Below are 14,096 nucleotides of genomic sequence, written 5' to 3' on the forward strand. Positions count from 1 at the left end.
GCCAAGAAGGGATGAGGGGAAGGACGGAATCATTATGGCAAAGGACCAGCAGGAACGGTACCGAAACCCGGATGCGGTGTTAGACATCTGGGAGCGGCCGTCGTTTGGACAGTGGGTCGGACTTTCGATTCAGCACTTATTTTCGATGTTTGGCTCAACTGTTCTGGTGCCAATATTAGTTGGGTTAAACCCAGGAATAGCCCTTTTTAGCTCTGGAGTTGGGACGTTAATGTACATCCTGATCACGAAGGGAAAGATTCCAGCCTATATGGGGTCAAGTTTTTCGTTCATCGTCGTCATGCAAAGCCTGATGAAGGCGGCAGGCTACCCCTCGATTGCTCAGGGGACGCTAGCCGTTGGGATCGTTTATCTGATTGTGAGCGTCATCGTTGGGTTGATCGGGTCGGATTGGATCGACAAGGCGCTCCCACCAATCGTGGTGGGGCCGATCATCATGGTGATTGGGTTGTCGTTGGCAAGTACGGCGGCTTCAGATGCGACGCTGGTCAATGGTAAGTACAGCATCACGTCGTTTTGCATCGCCATTGCCACACTGCTGATCACGGTGTTTTTCAACATGTTCCTGAAAGGCTTTCTGGGGTTGATTCCCATTCTACTTGGCATCGTTTGCGGCTATATAATTGCGGTTTTTGCCGGGGTCGTGGACTTTACGTCAGTATTACACGCAGCTTGGTTCCAAGTGCCCGCCTTTCAGATTCCTGGCGTCACTTACAAGCTCACCTGGCACATTGATGCCATTTTGAGCATGGCACCCATTGCGTTTGTCACGATGACGGAACACATGGGGCACATTATGGTGCTCAATAAGTTGACCCATCGGAACTTCTTCAAGGACCCAGGTTTAAACCACACCCTGGCTGGGGACGGGACTGCTTCAATTATTGCCAGCTTGGTCGGTGGACCGCCGATCACCAGTTATGGCGAAAACATCGGTGTGCTTGCAATCACGCGGGTACATTCGGTTTACATGCTGGGTGGCGCTGCATTCTTTGCGGTGGTGTTTTCCTTTGTGGGTAAGCTCAGTGCACTGATTGAAAGTATTCCGTCACCCGTTATCGGCGGGGTCAGCTTCCTGCTGTTTGGCGTTATTGCCTCAAGCGGGATGCGGGTCCTGGTAGATAACCACGTCGACTTTAATGAAAAACGTAATTTGATGATTGCGGCCACGATTCTGGTCATCGGGATCGGGAATGCCAGTCTGCAGTTTGCGGGACTGACGTTCTCAGGCCTGTCGGTGGTGACGGTGCTTGGGATCGCGATGAATCTCATTTTGCCGCGACACGCATTAAACGAATAGGAGGGCTGCGATTATGGCCAGCAAGAATGGAATGGGGAAAGTTTCGTCAATTCCCATGGCATCCCGGCACATGTCCTACTGGGACATGTTTGCCACATGGGTCGGTGCCAACGCGAATAACGGTACCTGGTACGTTGGCGGTGTCATTGCCGCTTGCGGTTGGGTGACTGCCTCAACAACTTTAGTGATTTCTGGTATTATTTCGTATCTGCTTTTAGCAGCTGCCGGATTCATGGGGTATAAGACGGGTTTGACTGCCATGACGTTGACCCGAGCTTCGTTTGGACTACGCGGCAGTTTGTTGCCATCAGTAATCAACCTGGTACAATTTATTGGTTGGGCCTCCGTGAACACGTTTATCGCAGCGACCTCAATGAGTTTCTTGTTCCATGACCTCTTTGGCTGGCCGGTTTACGGCAAACCTGGTGGGGAACTCGGAGTGATTGTCGGCATCGCTGTTATGAGTGTGTTTCATTTGCTGAGTGTTTCCGTGGGGCAACGGTCTGTTCAAATGATTGAACGGGTCGGCATCATCTTGGTATTCGTCTTTGTGGTTTGGGAAACGATCGTTGTTTTCAAAACGGTCTCGTTTCACCAGATTCTCCACTGGCAAGCGCCCAAGGCATTACGAATGACGCCGGGGGCCGCCATTGATGTGCTGGCAGCCTTTAACCTCGCTTGGGTGACTGCTGCCAGCGATTTTTCACGCTTTACGGGCGTCAAACGAAATGCGACTCAGGCTTCATTTTTAGGTGCTAACCTTGGGTTGTATTGGTTTGCGTTCATCGGTGTGATTGCGACAATTGGGACGGCCATTACGCTAGGCCACTTTGATCCGAATAACTCTGATCCAAGCACCATTGCCAGTAAATTAGGGCTTGGCTTCCTTGCGATGATCGTCATTATTTTAACCAGTACAACGGCGAACGCAGTCAATTTGATGTCTCAGCGGGTTCGGCACTCACGAACATGACGCGACGGTTGAGTCTGAAGGTGAGTCTCTGGGTCGTGACCCTGGTTGCAACAGCAGTGACGTTCTTACCATTGTTCGTTGCTTCATTCTTGGATATTTTCACTGTCTTTCTAGATGGTATCGGGATGGTGCTTGGCCCGGAAATTGGAATTTTCTTGGTTGACTACTTCTGGTTGCATCATCAGGATTATGAAGTGGACCAGTTTGCGAAGATCAACGGCCGGTATTGGTATCGTGGCGGTGTCAATTGGATCGCCATTCTCACCTGGATCATCTCCGTGGGGTGCTACATGGCACTTAAACACGTTTCGGTGATCGCAAACACGATTGGTGCGACCTTCGTTGTGATCGTGATTAGTATGGTGTTATACGGTGGATTGATGAAATTAACGAAATCCACGCCAAAATAATTGTTTTATTACTGTTGATAATGGTATTCTAATGATGATAACGGGATGTTAAACCGACCAGTGACTTAAAAATTGTTACGTTGATCGTTTTTGATTAGTAACCGTCGAATAGTCGCTAAACATTGACTGAGTAACATCATGCCTATGGATGGCGCTTCAATGCGCTTTGAGTGTTTAACAATAGTTAAACCAGTAATCGTACAAAATGACGAGTAATTTGGAACATCAAGTGATTGATTTCCTAATTGCTGGCCGGATCTCGTTATCAGGCGGTGGGCTTTGGCTCATCGTCTTTTTGGTTCCAATGGGATTAGTATTGTGGGGGATGGCGTTGCATTCCGCAATTTGGCACGGAGCTGTGGTGGCTCGCGATGAAGCTAATTCGATTTCTGCTGCGCAGCTCTCGAATGAATCTCCATCGACTCGCACATCAGTAACCGACCCAAGAACGGTCGCTAACTGATGTCGACACCACAGCTCCGTGCCAAATTGCGCCATTCCACTTACATAGAACTTACTTATGACTCTTGAAAAAGCATCACAATGGCGTAAAACAAGGTTTGAGGAGAATCCGCCCTTGACTGCCGACAAGAAGTCCATTGTCAGCAATGATTGATTCAATATGGTGTGCGCTATGAACACTAGCCAACCAGTCTTGCTAGTGCGATGAAGCAATGGTCGTCAACGTTAACTATTTTTCAACGTAGCAGGATAACACATTTAAAAAAAGCCCCACATCACAAAAGTGATGTGGGGTTTAATAGTTGTGGGTTAAATTATGCGGTGTGACCTGCTGGAACAGCGGTCTTGGTAAGCCGTTCGTAAGCAAAGTCTTGGACGTCAGTGAGGTCGTCGGCTTTCACTTCGACGGTGCCGGTCTTTGTAAAGCCGGACTTTTCGATGATGTGTTGCATGCCCAGGTTGTCTGGATGAGTATCAATGCGGATACCCTTAATGGAATCAAAGTTGTCGACTTCTTCAAAAATAGCATTGAAGAGTTTGCCGGCAAGTCCGTGGCCACGGTGGTTTGCTGATACGGCTACACGGTGAATTGCGACGTAGCTGTCATCGTCTGTCAGCCACTTGCCATCAATGTCTTGGTAACTGTCATCGGGACCGGGGATTACGGCCGCGGCGCCTAACACTTCGTAATCTTCAACTAAGATCATGGTATGACCATTTTGGATGTCATCCACTAGGATCTTAGTGTCAGGGTAAATGCCCTGCCATTGATCGATGTGTTGTGCCGCCAGATGGCGTTTGCCATCCTGGATGATGGATTCAATTTGTGGTAAGTCTTTCATTTCTGCGCGACGTAAGTACATTTCGCAATCCCTCCTTTGTGATATTCACAAGATTTTGATATCTTAACGCGATTTTTGCAGGTTGTCTACTAAAATCTAAATTTATTTTCCTAATAATTTAATTAAGAAAATTCTAATTTTAAAAGCCTTGATAGACCAGTATTGGAAGCGGGTTACATGACGGGTTTATCATTTTTAAAAATCTGGTATGGTTCCTGTAGTGACGGGGACTCTCATGACTAAATTAGTTTGAATTGTGCGTTCAGTTAAAGGGTGTCCCCTGATGATGCAGTGCCTTAATCTTTTTTTGACTTTGGTTAGGTTTTGTAACGGGTGTGTGGCCGATAGATCTTTTAAGACCACCACTGTCCGATTTGTGAAAATTGTGATTTAGACTGTCTGTTCCAGATAATCAAGAATCGTTGTTAGGAGTCCCGAATTATTTTCTTTAAATATTAAAAGATTATTTAAAAATAACACCAGTCATGCGATAATAGGATGTAACGGAGGCGAGCAATCATGGGGGAAAGAGAGACACTATCAGGACAGAAATTTTTGACAGTGACGGTGTTAAATGCTGGCATTACAGTGGTGGAGCTTATCGGCGGTGTGCTGTCAGGCAGCCTGTCCTTACTTTCGGATGCCTTTCATAATCTAGGCGACACCTTCTCTATCGCTATCGGATACTTTGCACATCGCATCAGTCGGCGATGCGAGGATGAGCACAATACATATGGGTACGGACGCGCCCGAATATTAGCTGCACTGTTGAATTCACTCCTGTTGATCGTGGTTGCCATTTTTCTGGTTGCTGAAGCCGTTAAGCGTTTGATGCAACCCGAACACATTAATGGCGACGTCATGATTACCGTTGCCGTGATCGGACTTGTGGCCAATTTAATTTCAGCCGTTTTAATGCATGGCGGGTCAAAACACAATATGAACGCGAAAGCCACGTATCTTCACCTCTTAAGCGACACGTTGTCCTCTTTTGGGGTTATATTCGGCGGATTGATGATCGCGTGGTATATCTCGGTAGAATCATGGCCCATCGTCCGGCATGCCGTGACGATTCTCATGCAAGGCGCGCCAAAACTTGACTATGAGGACATTAAAACGGACCTCATGAAGATCGATGGGATAACCAGCGTTCACCACATTCATGCGTGGATGATCGACGAAAATCGAATTGTGTTTTCCGCACACGTTAATATGAGGGATATGAAATTAAGCGAAGCTGAAATGATTTATCACCGAATTGAGCGTGTCCTAACGACGAAGTACCATATCTTTCACGTCACGATTCAAGCGGAAGATGTGCGTGGTAAGGACGCGGAACTGATTTCACTAAACGAAGATACTGCGGAGAAACCGTAAGTCGATTTTGATGGTAAATAAGGAGTAAAGATTATGACACCAATGAAAGAGGACTATCTCAAAATTATCTTTGAACTTGGTGGTGCAGGCGCTAAGGTTTCAAATAAGCAAATTGCCATTAGTTTGAATATTGCTGCGAGTTCGGTGACTGAAATGGTCAGCAAAATGGCCGAAGAAGGCTATGTGATCCACGAACCCTACGCTGGGATCTCCTTGACTGAAGAAGGTCGGCGGCTGGCAGTCATGCTGGTCCGGAACCACCGATTGTGGGAGACCTTCTTGGTAAACAGGCTAGGCTATGAACTGCCAGAAATTGACGAAGAAGCTGAAAAGCTTGAACACGTCACCAGCCCAAAACTAGCCAATGCGTTAGATGATGCACTGGGTAGACCAAGTCGCTGCCCACACGGTGGCATTATTCCAGACCGTGACGGAAATTACGATGAGGATAGTCACCTGGTCTTAAACGACGTTGAGGATGGCAAGACGGTGGTGGTTGAGCGATTTATCGACAACCACGACTTGTTGACGTATCTAGGTGATATCAAGTTAGACATTGGCGATAAATTAACGGTCAAAAAGCACGACCTATTTGAAGGTCCAGTTCTCGTTGAGAATTTAACTGATAAGCAGAATTTGACGATTGGGTATAAGGCGGCGCATTATATTTTTGTGAGGTAGAGAGTGGAAGAAAGCGGTTTGAAGATGGAGCAAAAGCCGACGCTGACAGAAATTCCTGGGCTTGGAATTTATGTCAGCGTCGGCTTGGGTGCAACCTTCTACTTTCTGGAACTCGTTTCGACTCGAGGACAGAGAACCACACATAAATGCCTGAACTTGGTATTTATGCCAGAGTTGGCTTACACGCAACTTTCTATTAAGACCAGAACTCGTTTCGGCAATCTTACCAAAAAAGACCAACTAAAAAAACATCAAGACCCCAGACCAAATCCATTTCAGGATATTGGCCTGGGGTCTTTTTAAAAAAATAAACGCATCACCGCTCTTTTTAACGACTCTATCTGCGAGAACTGATATAATCTTTAACAGATATAACCGGAATAGGGGAGGTGCACGGATGGCAACGGAACGTGGTCAACTCGTTTTAAAAACGGCATTACAAGCGGGTCGAATAATGATTCAAAACGGGTCAGAAGTGGCTCGGGTAGATGATACGTTAACTCGAATTGCTCAGAACTCGGGGTATCCAGACAGTAAGGTTTATGTGACGATCACGGGTATCATGATGGCGTTATCCAGCGAGGGAAACGCGCAGGTGGAGCCCGTTAAAAATCGAACGATTGATCTGGAAATGGTCACCCGCGTCAATGATCTATCGCGACGGTATGCAGCCCACGATATCTCGTTAGTCCAATTCGATGAAGCGTTGGCGGATCTTGAAGCGCACCCACACACGTTCCCAGTGTGGCTCCAACTGGTTGCGGCGGCGTTCGTGAGTGGCACGCTGGAAATTGTTTTTCGGGGTAACTACCACGATGCGCTGGTGACATTTTTGATTGGATTTTTGGGTTACGCGGTGTTTCTTGGCGTGAACCGACTTGCTCGGGTACGGTTCCTGAGTGAATTTTTGGCCGCCATCGTCATCGGCGTTTTAGCCATTGAAACGGTCAAGTGGGGTTGGGGCAACAGTACTGACGACATTATCATTGGGAGCGTCATGCCGCTTGTGCGGCGTGCCATTGACAAACGCGGTGCGTGACATCATGTCTGGCGACCTCGTCAGCGGTATTGCGCGTGGGATGGAAGCAGTGATGAGTGCTGTGGCAATTGGGAGCGGGACTGCCGTGATCCTGCAGTTAATGTGAGGTGATAACGATGTTAACTTTAGTGATCGACCTTATTTTAACGTACGTGTCCACCGTCGCTTTTGGGATTATTCTCAATATTCCGCGCCGCGCGTTAAACACCAGCGGTTGGATCGGCTTGTTGAGTTTTCTGGCCTATAAATTGTACTTGATGGCAGGTGGCGGCATCGTCGGCGGCAACTTCCTCGGCGCTGTTCTGATTGGCGTATTAAGTATGCAGGCGGCTCGCTGGCTAAAAATGCCGGTGATCAATTTCAATATCCCAAGTCTGGTACCGTTTGTGCCGGGTGGCCAAGCCTATCAAATGGTGAAAAATTTCGCGTTAGGCAATTCAAGTACGGCGTTACAATACCTGCTAGAAGTCGCAGAAATAGCGGGCGCAATTGCGTTTGGGTTTCTGTTGGCGGAATTGTTTAATCGCCTGCAAGCAAGAATTATGCTGAGGTTTTCAAGTAAATGGCGACATGAGCATGGGAGAAATGCGAAACTGTAGAGAGCGTGAAGCAAGGCGGTTAGGGGCGGAGCATAAGGGACTCTGGTCAGAAAAGTCCGGGCCTGACTTTTTTGACCAGAGTCCCTTATGCAGTAGCCCCGTGCCTTGCTGAACGCGTTTCCACTAGATAAGGGGAAAGCACGTAGCCAGATCCGCAATGCATTATGACCGCAGAATGTAGAACTGGCACATTTGCCAGCGTCCGTGACATGGCCGTCCGTGGCTTGCTGAGTGTGTTTCTACTCGATCTAGCTAAGGAGAAAAGTACGTAGACTGGGACTCAGTGAGTCATGAACCCAGTATGCGGATCGACTTATTGGACCAGAACCGCCCGAGCGAAAACAGTTACTTCAGAACGACACATTACTCAAAAACAACAAACCGATATCCTGCTCACGCTTCAACTGTGAAGTTTGAGCTGGGCATCGGTTTGTTGTTTTATCATGAACTGGTATTGTAACAGTGGTTTTTGTTGCTTTTTGCGATTGTTTGCTAAAGACCCTGGCTGCTTTGGTGCTTTGGTTTCTTGGCGTCGAAACGTGTTCCGGAAGGCAAGGGGCTAACGTGTAAGTGACTCTGACCAAAAAGTCAGACCCGGACTTTTCGGTCAGAGTCACTTACACAACGCCCCTTAACCGCCTTCCTCCACACTCTAGATCACAAAACTAACCCCCAAAATCACCAACACAACCGTCGTAATCACCACATACATTCGGTCACGTTCTTTTCAAAAAGCAAAGATCGATACGACCACTCTTAAAATTGGTGTCAGTATCAGGCAGAACAGACCCAGCATCATCACAGCATAGGGTTTCAGCTGGGTGACGCCCGTCATAATGGCATGTATCGTTGTTGGATGGACATTTGTCGGATACCCGGTTTTACCACCGTTGGCGATAAGCAGAATCAAGCCGAGTAACATGACGATGGCAGCGATGCTGACACCAATCTGCAGGATTCGGCCTATAATGGCTTCGATATGATTCATTTCGGCCGTCGTAGTTGGCGACGTGTTTTGTTGTTTATCCATTACTAGCCTCCAAATCCTTTAAAAATCATTTGTAAGCCGATCAATAAGATCACCGGAATAAAAATCATGCGAATGACTCGTGATGGTAGGACTTGCATGATGCGCGTACCCAGCACGGCACCCACCAGAATGCCTAGTGCTAACGGCACCGCGATGTTTGGCAGAATTGCACCATTAAAAAAGTACACGGTGGCGCTGGCTGCTGCGGTTACGCCCATCATCAGGTTACTTGTGGCAGATGATGGTTTGAGCGGCATCTTCATGAAGGTATCCATGGCGGTTACTTTGAAGGCACCTGAGCCAATCCCAAGCAGTCCACTGGCTAACCCGGCACCCAGCATCACAACAAACCCCTGGGGGACATTGGTGACTTGATAGTCGACCTGTTTAAATGACGCTTTGTCAAAGTAGGTGCCGTTTAACTTGAGCTTCGTTGCAATCGCATCATCCTGAACGGTTCGCTCTGATTCGGCACTGCGGCGTAATTTACGATACATATTCCAGCCGGAGAACAGGAGCAGGGCACCAAACAAAAAGTACAGGTACTTAGGATTGAGAACGCCTGTCAGCAGCGCACCCATGATTGCGCCGATGGTCGTGGCGATCTCCAAGAACATGGCAACCCGCAAGTTCAACACATCATCATGCAGATAGGCGATGGTTGAGCCGGAACTCGTTGCAATGACCGCGATAATGCTTGCACCAATGGCGTATTTAATATCGAGACCCATGGATAGTGTTAATACGGGGGTGACGACGATGCCACCGCCAAGACCAAGAATCGCCCCGACAATGCCGGTGGCCAGGCCGACACCCATCATTAAAAGGATACTAAAGCCCATAAACTCACCTCAATTTGAATTAAAAATATGTATGAATTGGCCGTTTTGTAAAAACGACACTGCACTAAACATAGCATAATCGAATTGTTAAGCAAATGTTTCTTTTCTAAAATAGGTCAAGATAGGTGCTTATTTTATGCTATACTCGATTTTGCAGTGTTTAACTGTGGTGAATAATCAGTGGAGGAATCATCATTATGATCATCGAATCAGAACGGGATCGGCCTTTTCGTTTGCTGATCAGTGGGGCTTTTCTAGTGTTTTTGATGAAGGTTGTCATGGACCATTCCGGCCCGCTCCAGTTCATGGATGACATCCTGGTCTCAGCAGTTCAAAAGCATACCACGGGGACAAAGGACGTATTATTTAAGTTGATCACGACCTTAGCGAGTCCAACAATGGATATCATATGGGTGCTCGTGATCGGTTTTCTCTTGTGGGGATTTAAGTATAAAATTCCTGCGTTATGGGCGCTAGGGACGCTCATTGGCGGTGACGTGGTTGCGTTTATCGTCAAACACATCGTTGCGCGTCAACGACCAATTGGTCATTTGGCGTCGGATAGCGGCTATAGTTTTCCAAGTGGTCACGTTTTTGGCACCTTCTTACTTGTCGCCATTCTCTGGATCATTGCGGTACCGCTATTGTCGACCATGTGGCACCGGGTGCTCATTAGAACGTTAATGGTCATCTGGTTGGCGCTCGTTGCTTTTCACGTGTGTACCTTGGTGCGCATTACCCAACCGATACCATCGGTGCGATGTTACTGGGTTACGCCTGGTTGCAGATTGCTGAGTGGTTGTATCTGTGGTTGGCTCCAAAATTAAAAAATTGGCACCTGACACAACGGTCTGTGTTGTAGCGAGTTGCCGTATAAAAAGCTGAGGTCTGGATTAGACCTCAGCTTTTTTAGGACTAAATGAGCAATACAATGGACGTTGCCAGTGCCATTTAGTACATTAAGAGGGAGAAGAATGGTTCATTTGAAGCATTTCTGACGATTTGCAAAAAGAAGGGATGATTATCATGAATAAACGATTAACACGTTCAGATCAACGGATTTTCTCAGGCGTTTTAGGCGGCATCGCGGAATATTTTGATTGGGATCCGGCTTGGGTGCGTTTGGGCTACGTCGTCCTAAGTGTTGCAACTGGTGGTTTGGGCGGCCTGTTGGTATACATTGGTGCCGCTGTCGTTATCCCTGAAAAATAACCGGTCATTCCGTTTGCGTTAACGTCTCGTTTAGCCACTCCTCTGCCAGTTTAAGCCAGTGGGCCACGTGAGGTTGGTCAGCATCTCGTTTCCAAGCCGTGAGATGGTTCGCGAGTGCGATACCATGCGGACCATGGTGGAAAACGTGCAGTTCGTAGGGAATGTTGTTTTCCGCAAGAGCTTTGGCGTACGCCAGACTATTTTTGGCCGGCACCAGCGGATCATCACCTGTGACCCAAATAAAGGTGGGCGGATTAGCCGCAGAAACGTGCTGGTCTGCGGCAAATTTGTCTGGCGTCGAGGTCCAAGCGGCTAATGTTTCAGCGTCGGTCGGGAACCCAAGCGCGGGATTGATCACGGGGTAGCCTAAGATAACTGCTTGTGGTTTAAGACTGATCGAGCGCTGCCTGATTGCGTTTTGAGCCAGTCAGTGTGCCAGTAGTCGCTGTAAAGACTCACAATGTGACCGCCAACGGAAAAGCCGGCAATCACAATGGTGTTTGCATCGACGTGCCACTCGTCGGCATGCCGGCGAACCAGTGCCACCGCTTGGGCTAAATCGATAACGGGCGCAGGCAGCAGCGGTTTCTTTTCACCGGCAAAATGGTAACGCAGGTAAAAACACTGGTAGCCTAAATTGGAAAATGCCAGCGCTAAGGTCTCTGCCTGAGCTTCTGGAATGTGCGTGTAGGAGCCGCCAGGGACAACGATTACTGCCGGATAATTCTCGTGAGTACTGGTATCATCAGCGTCCTTGATGTACCTCTTAGATAGGCCGTGGCATCTTCTGCCAGGGTCTCTTTAATGATTTTCATCGTATCATCACCTATAATGGATTGAGTTTACGATTAAGTTTAACGCACTTTAGGCAAAGGACGAAGGATAATGACGTTGCAATTGCAAACAGACCGCATGATGCTGCGGCCATTTTTAGAATCGGACCTCGCGGATTATTTTGAAATCGTGGGAAATCCTAATAGCGCTATTGCGGCCGGTTTCCAAACGGCACGGACGATGGAAGATGCTCAGTTTATGCTGCAGCGCGCGATGACGACTGGGATGGTCTACGCGCTGGTTGAACGGCGCACGGAAAAAGTAATCGGCAGTATTGGTTTGTATGAAAAAATGGGCAGTGATGGCAGTCCGATTTATGATGAAAGTGAATTGGGCTACGTGCTGAACCAGGCGTTTTGGGGGCGCGGGTACATGCCTGAAGCTGGCCAGGCGCTGATCGATTACGTCTCAAAAGAACGGCTGTTTCAGCGTCTCTGGGCGAGTTCCCTCGATGAGAATGAACGCTCACAGCGTGTTTTAGTGAAATTGAGATTTGAATTAGTTGACCGGTATCAACATTCGGATCACGCGTTGTATCAGCCGGGAAAACTCGAGCTGATCTATCAACGCGAACTTAGTTAAGGTTTGATGAGGATTCACCATAGAACCGAATACTGATTGCAAACGTCACCCAATCGGTATAATATGTACCTATCGAATAGAAGAGGCGCAGGACTTATGAGTCGCTGCGGTGAGGCAGATCAGTGCCGTTAAGCCGCAGTTAAAGGAAGTTTTGCCGAAGTGTGGTGACCCTGATCCGTCACCATGCTGGGGTCAGTCTTAATAGGGCTGGCACTGTCGCGAACCGCGGAGAGCTTCCTACGATGATGACGATGAACCTATTGATCGGTCTTCTCGCGGGTGAACTGCGGGCAGGCCGTTTTTCTATTTGCAAAATGAAATTCCGGTTAATTCAAATGAGGGTTAGCTGTTAGGAAAGTGAGAGGAATTTAGCATGGCAGATAATGATAACGATCATCAGGTGAAGCGTGAACTGAAAACACGCCATCTATCGATGATCGCGCTTGGCGGTAGTATTGGGACGGGGCTGTTCGTTGCGAGCGGTTCTGCGATTTCCACTGCCGGTCCAGGAGGTGCCTTAGTCGCTTATGTTGCCATGGGTGCCATGGTGTACTTCCTGATGACGAGTTTGGGTGAAATGGCCACGAATATGCCCGTTTCCGGCTCGTTTGCCACGTATTCAACCAAGTATGTTGACCCAGCCTTAGGATTTGCGATGGGCTGGAATTATTGGTTTAACTGGGCCATCACGCTGGCGGTCGATATCAGTACTGCAGCGCTGGTCATGAAGTATTGGCTGCCGAACATTCCCAGTTGGATCTGGAGTGTCGCGGTCCTGGTCCTCATCTTTTTGATCAATGCACTCACGGTTAAAGCGTTTGGTGAAACGGAATACTGGATGGCGATGATCAAAGTCATTACCGTCATCATTTTCCTGATCGTCGGCGTGTTAACGATTATTGGGGTCATGGGCGGCCACGCCACTGGACTTGAAAACTTCACGTATAAGAAGGCCCCATTTGTTGGTGGGCTGCCCGCAACGCTGAGTGTGTTCGTGGTTGCTGGGTTCTCCTTCCAAGGGACTGAATTAGTCGGAATTACTGCCGGCGAATCCAAAACGCCCGAAAAGAGTATCCCAAAGGCCATCAATCAGGTCTTTTGGCGGATTTTGCTCTTCTACATTTTTGCTATTTTTGTCATTGCATGTATTATTCCATACACGAGTCCTGATCTGTTGGGCTCGTCTGCTTCAGATATTGCCATCAGTCCATTCACGCTTGTCTTTAAGCGGGCTGGTCTCGCTGCGGCTGCCAGTGTCATGAACGCCGTTATTTTAACGTCAGTGATCTCAGCTGCGAACTCTGGGATGTATGCTTCTTCACGGATGCTTTACTCCCTGTCACTTGACGGGTACGCACCAAAGTACTTTGAACACACGACGAAGCATGGGGTGCCATTGCGTGCACAGGTGGCCACCACGGTTGTTGGTGCGCTGACCTTCATCGCAAGTATTGCGGGACCGCAAGTGTACGTATGGCTCGTGGCGGCGTCCGGTCTGACTGGATTCATCGCCTGGGTCGGCATCGCGATTTCTCATTTCCGCTTCCGGCGTGCTTTTGTTAAGCAGGGCCACAAGGAATCTGAGCTGAAATACCATGCCAAGTGGTTCCCACTGGGACCAATTCTGGCACTGATCCTCTGTATCGTGGTGATCGTGGGTCAAGATCCTGGTTCATTTGTCCACTTTGACTGGGAGAAGATTCTGGTCACTTACCTGAGTGTGCCACTGTTTATCGTGCTGTTCTTCTACTACAAGATCCGGCACCACACAAAGATGATTCCGCTTGATGAGGTCGATGTTGAGCCTCACAAACGGGATGAAACAACGGATGATGAAGAAGCTTAATTGAATGTGATTCTTAAAAGTCGGTAGACCAGAAGGTTGCCGGCTTTTT

At 48.2% G+C, this 14,096-nt stretch carries 14 protein-coding genes, 3 pseudogenes and 1 riboswitch; of the genes and pseudogenes, 12 read left to right on the forward strand and 5 right to left on the reverse strand.

Annotation, left to right across the window (positions count from 1 at the left end; translation table 11 throughout):
• Positions 1 to 34 precede the first annotated feature (34 nt).
• The 3 genes and pseudogenes from JCM11969_RS04565 (at position 35) to JCM11969_RS17565 (ending at position 3,164) form a co-directional block, all read left to right on the forward strand.
• Positions 35 to 1,318, forward strand: coding sequence for a uracil-xanthine permease family protein (locus JCM11969_RS04565; protein WP_054708767.1), 1,284 nt, complete (start codon positions 35 to 37; stop codon positions 1,316 to 1,318).
• A 13-nt stretch (positions 1,319 to 1,331) separates the two neighbouring features.
• Positions 1,332 to 2,701 (forward strand): annotated as a pseudogene (locus tag JCM11969_RS04570) (cytosine permease).
• Between the two features lie 217 nt (positions 2,702 to 2,918).
• The gene (locus JCM11969_RS17565; protein WP_156319253.1) at positions 2,919 to 3,164 is read left to right on the forward strand and encodes a hypothetical protein; all 246 of its coding nucleotides are present in this window, start codon (positions 2,919 to 2,921) and stop codon (positions 3,162 to 3,164) included.
• Positions 3,165 to 3,477: 313 nt separating this feature from the next.
• On the opposite strand, the gene JCM11969_RS04575 is transcribed toward JCM11969_RS17565, so the two are convergent.
• Complete coding sequence (locus tag JCM11969_RS04575; RefSeq protein WP_054708768.1) at positions 3,478 to 4,026, reverse strand: GNAT family N-acetyltransferase; 549 nt, start codon at positions 4,024 to 4,026, stop codon at positions 3,478 to 3,480.
• A gap of 498 nt (positions 4,027 to 4,524) precedes the next feature.
• Between JCM11969_RS04575 and JCM11969_RS04580 the strand changes: the two genes are divergently transcribed.
• From JCM11969_RS04580 to JCM11969_RS04600, 5 genes and pseudogenes are all read left to right on the forward strand, one after another.
• Positions 4,525 to 5,382: a cation diffusion facilitator family transporter gene (locus tag JCM11969_RS04580; RefSeq protein WP_054708769.1), complete on the forward strand. Its 858-nt coding sequence runs from the start codon at positions 4,525 to 4,527 to the stop codon at positions 5,380 to 5,382.
• A 33-nt stretch (positions 5,383 to 5,415) separates the two neighbouring features.
• Positions 5,416 to 6,063: a metal-dependent transcriptional regulator gene (locus JCM11969_RS04585; protein ID WP_054708773.1), complete on the forward strand. Its 648-nt coding sequence runs from the start codon at positions 5,416 to 5,418 to the stop codon at positions 6,061 to 6,063.
• Between the two features lie 3 nt (positions 6,064 to 6,066).
• Positions 6,067 to 6,366: a hypothetical protein gene (locus JCM11969_RS04590; protein WP_065902651.1), complete on the forward strand. Its 300-nt coding sequence runs from the start codon at positions 6,067 to 6,069 to the stop codon at positions 6,364 to 6,366.
• A gap of 94 nt (positions 6,367 to 6,460) precedes the next feature.
• Positions 6,461 to 7,208, forward strand: a pseudogene (locus JCM11969_RS04595) (threonine/serine exporter family protein).
• 10 nt (positions 7,209 to 7,218) lie between these two features.
• Positions 7,219 to 7,701, forward strand: coding sequence for a threonine/serine exporter family protein (locus JCM11969_RS04600; protein WP_054708779.1), 483 nt, complete (start codon positions 7,219 to 7,221; stop codon positions 7,699 to 7,701).
• Between the two features lie 730 nt (positions 7,702 to 8,431).
• Here JCM11969_RS04600 and JCM11969_RS04605 read toward each other — a convergent pair.
• Both JCM11969_RS04605 and JCM11969_RS04610 read right to left on the reverse strand, forming a co-directional pair.
• Positions 8,432 to 8,731, reverse strand: a pseudogene (locus JCM11969_RS04605) (DUF1634 domain-containing protein); the annotation flags it as partial.
• 2 nt (positions 8,732 to 8,733) lie between these two features.
• Entirely contained in the window at positions 8,734 to 9,573 is an 840-nt protein-coding gene (locus JCM11969_RS04610; RefSeq protein ID WP_054708782.1) for a sulfite exporter TauE/SafE family protein, read from the reverse strand.
• Between the two features lie 718 nt (positions 9,574 to 10,291).
• Here JCM11969_RS04610 and JCM11969_RS20315 point away from each other — a divergent pair.
• Positions 10,292 to 10,435, forward strand: a complete 144-nt coding sequence (locus JCM11969_RS20315) for a hypothetical protein (protein ID WP_369523194.1) — start codon at positions 10,292 to 10,294, stop codon at positions 10,433 to 10,435.
• A 164-nt stretch (positions 10,436 to 10,599) separates the two neighbouring features.
• A complete protein-coding gene (locus JCM11969_RS04620; protein ID WP_054708792.1) occupies positions 10,600 to 10,785 on the forward strand; it encodes a PspC domain-containing protein in 186 nt (61 codons plus the stop codon).
• A 4-nt stretch (positions 10,786 to 10,789) separates the two neighbouring features.
• Here the strand turns inward: JCM11969_RS04620 and JCM11969_RS18735 are convergent, their stop codons facing one another.
• Entirely contained in the window at positions 10,790 to 11,143 is a 354-nt protein-coding gene (locus JCM11969_RS18735) for an alpha/beta hydrolase (RefSeq protein ID WP_225353139.1), read from the reverse strand.
• Between the two features lie 8 nt (positions 11,144 to 11,151).
• Positions 11,152 to 11,544 carry an alpha/beta hydrolase gene (locus JCM11969_RS18740; RefSeq protein WP_369523196.1) on the reverse strand — a complete coding sequence of 131 codons (393 nt, stop codon included), beginning with the start codon at positions 11,542 to 11,544 and terminating at the stop codon, positions 11,152 to 11,154.
• 126 nt (positions 11,545 to 11,670) lie between these two features.
• Here JCM11969_RS18740 and JCM11969_RS04630 point away from each other — a divergent pair, with 126 nt between their 5' ends.
• Entirely contained in the window at positions 11,671 to 12,201 is a 531-nt protein-coding gene (locus tag JCM11969_RS04630) for a GNAT family N-acetyltransferase (protein ID WP_054708796.1), read from the forward strand.
• 72 nt (positions 12,202 to 12,273) lie between these two features.
• Positions 12,274 to 12,445, forward strand: a riboswitch (Lysine riboswitch).
• Positions 12,446 to 12,574: 129 nt separating this feature from the next.
• Positions 12,575 to 14,047 carry an amino acid permease gene (locus JCM11969_RS04640; protein ID WP_054708809.1) on the forward strand — a complete coding sequence of 491 codons (1,473 nt, stop codon included), beginning with the start codon at positions 12,575 to 12,577 and terminating at the stop codon, positions 14,045 to 14,047.
• The last annotated feature ends 49 nt before the right edge of the window (positions 14,048 to 14,096 follow it).

The sequence above is a fragment of the Secundilactobacillus paracollinoides DSM 15502 = JCM 11969 genome (assembly GCF_001311135.1).
GTDB lineage: Bacteria > Bacillota > Bacilli > Lactobacillales > Lactobacillaceae > Secundilactobacillus > Secundilactobacillus paracollinoides.

What these genes read in the sequence shown, in the direction of transcription:
- JCM11969_RS04565 (WP_054708767.1), top strand. Translation starts at nt 35, where the DNA reads ATGGCAAAGGACCAGCAGGAACGGTACCGAAACCCGGATGCGGTGTTA.
- JCM11969_RS04575 (WP_054708768.1), bottom strand. Translation starts at nt 4,026, where the DNA reads ATGTACTTACGTCGCGCAGAAATGAAAGACTTACCACAAATTGAATCC.
- JCM11969_RS04580 (WP_054708769.1), top strand. Translation starts at nt 4,525, where the DNA reads ATGGGGGAAAGAGAGACACTATCAGGACAGAAATTTTTGACAGTGACG.
- JCM11969_RS04585 (WP_054708773.1), top strand. Translation starts at nt 5,416, where the DNA reads ATGACACCAATGAAAGAGGACTATCTCAAAATTATCTTTGAACTTGGT.
- JCM11969_RS04600 (WP_054708779.1), top strand. Translation starts at nt 7,219, where the DNA reads ATGTTAACTTTAGTGATCGACCTTATTTTAACGTACGTGTCCACCGTC.
- JCM11969_RS04610 (WP_054708782.1), bottom strand. Translation starts at nt 9,573, where the DNA reads ATGGGCTTTAGTATCCTTTTAATGATGGGTGTCGGCCTGGCCACCGGC.
- JCM11969_RS04620 (WP_054708792.1), top strand. Translation starts at nt 10,600, where the DNA reads ATGAATAAACGATTAACACGTTCAGATCAACGGATTTTCTCAGGCGTT.
- JCM11969_RS04630 (WP_054708796.1), top strand. Translation starts at nt 11,671, where the DNA reads ATGACGTTGCAATTGCAAACAGACCGCATGATGCTGCGGCCATTTTTA.
- JCM11969_RS04640 (WP_054708809.1), top strand. Translation starts at nt 12,575, where the DNA reads ATGGCAGATAATGATAACGATCATCAGGTGAAGCGTGAACTGAAAACA.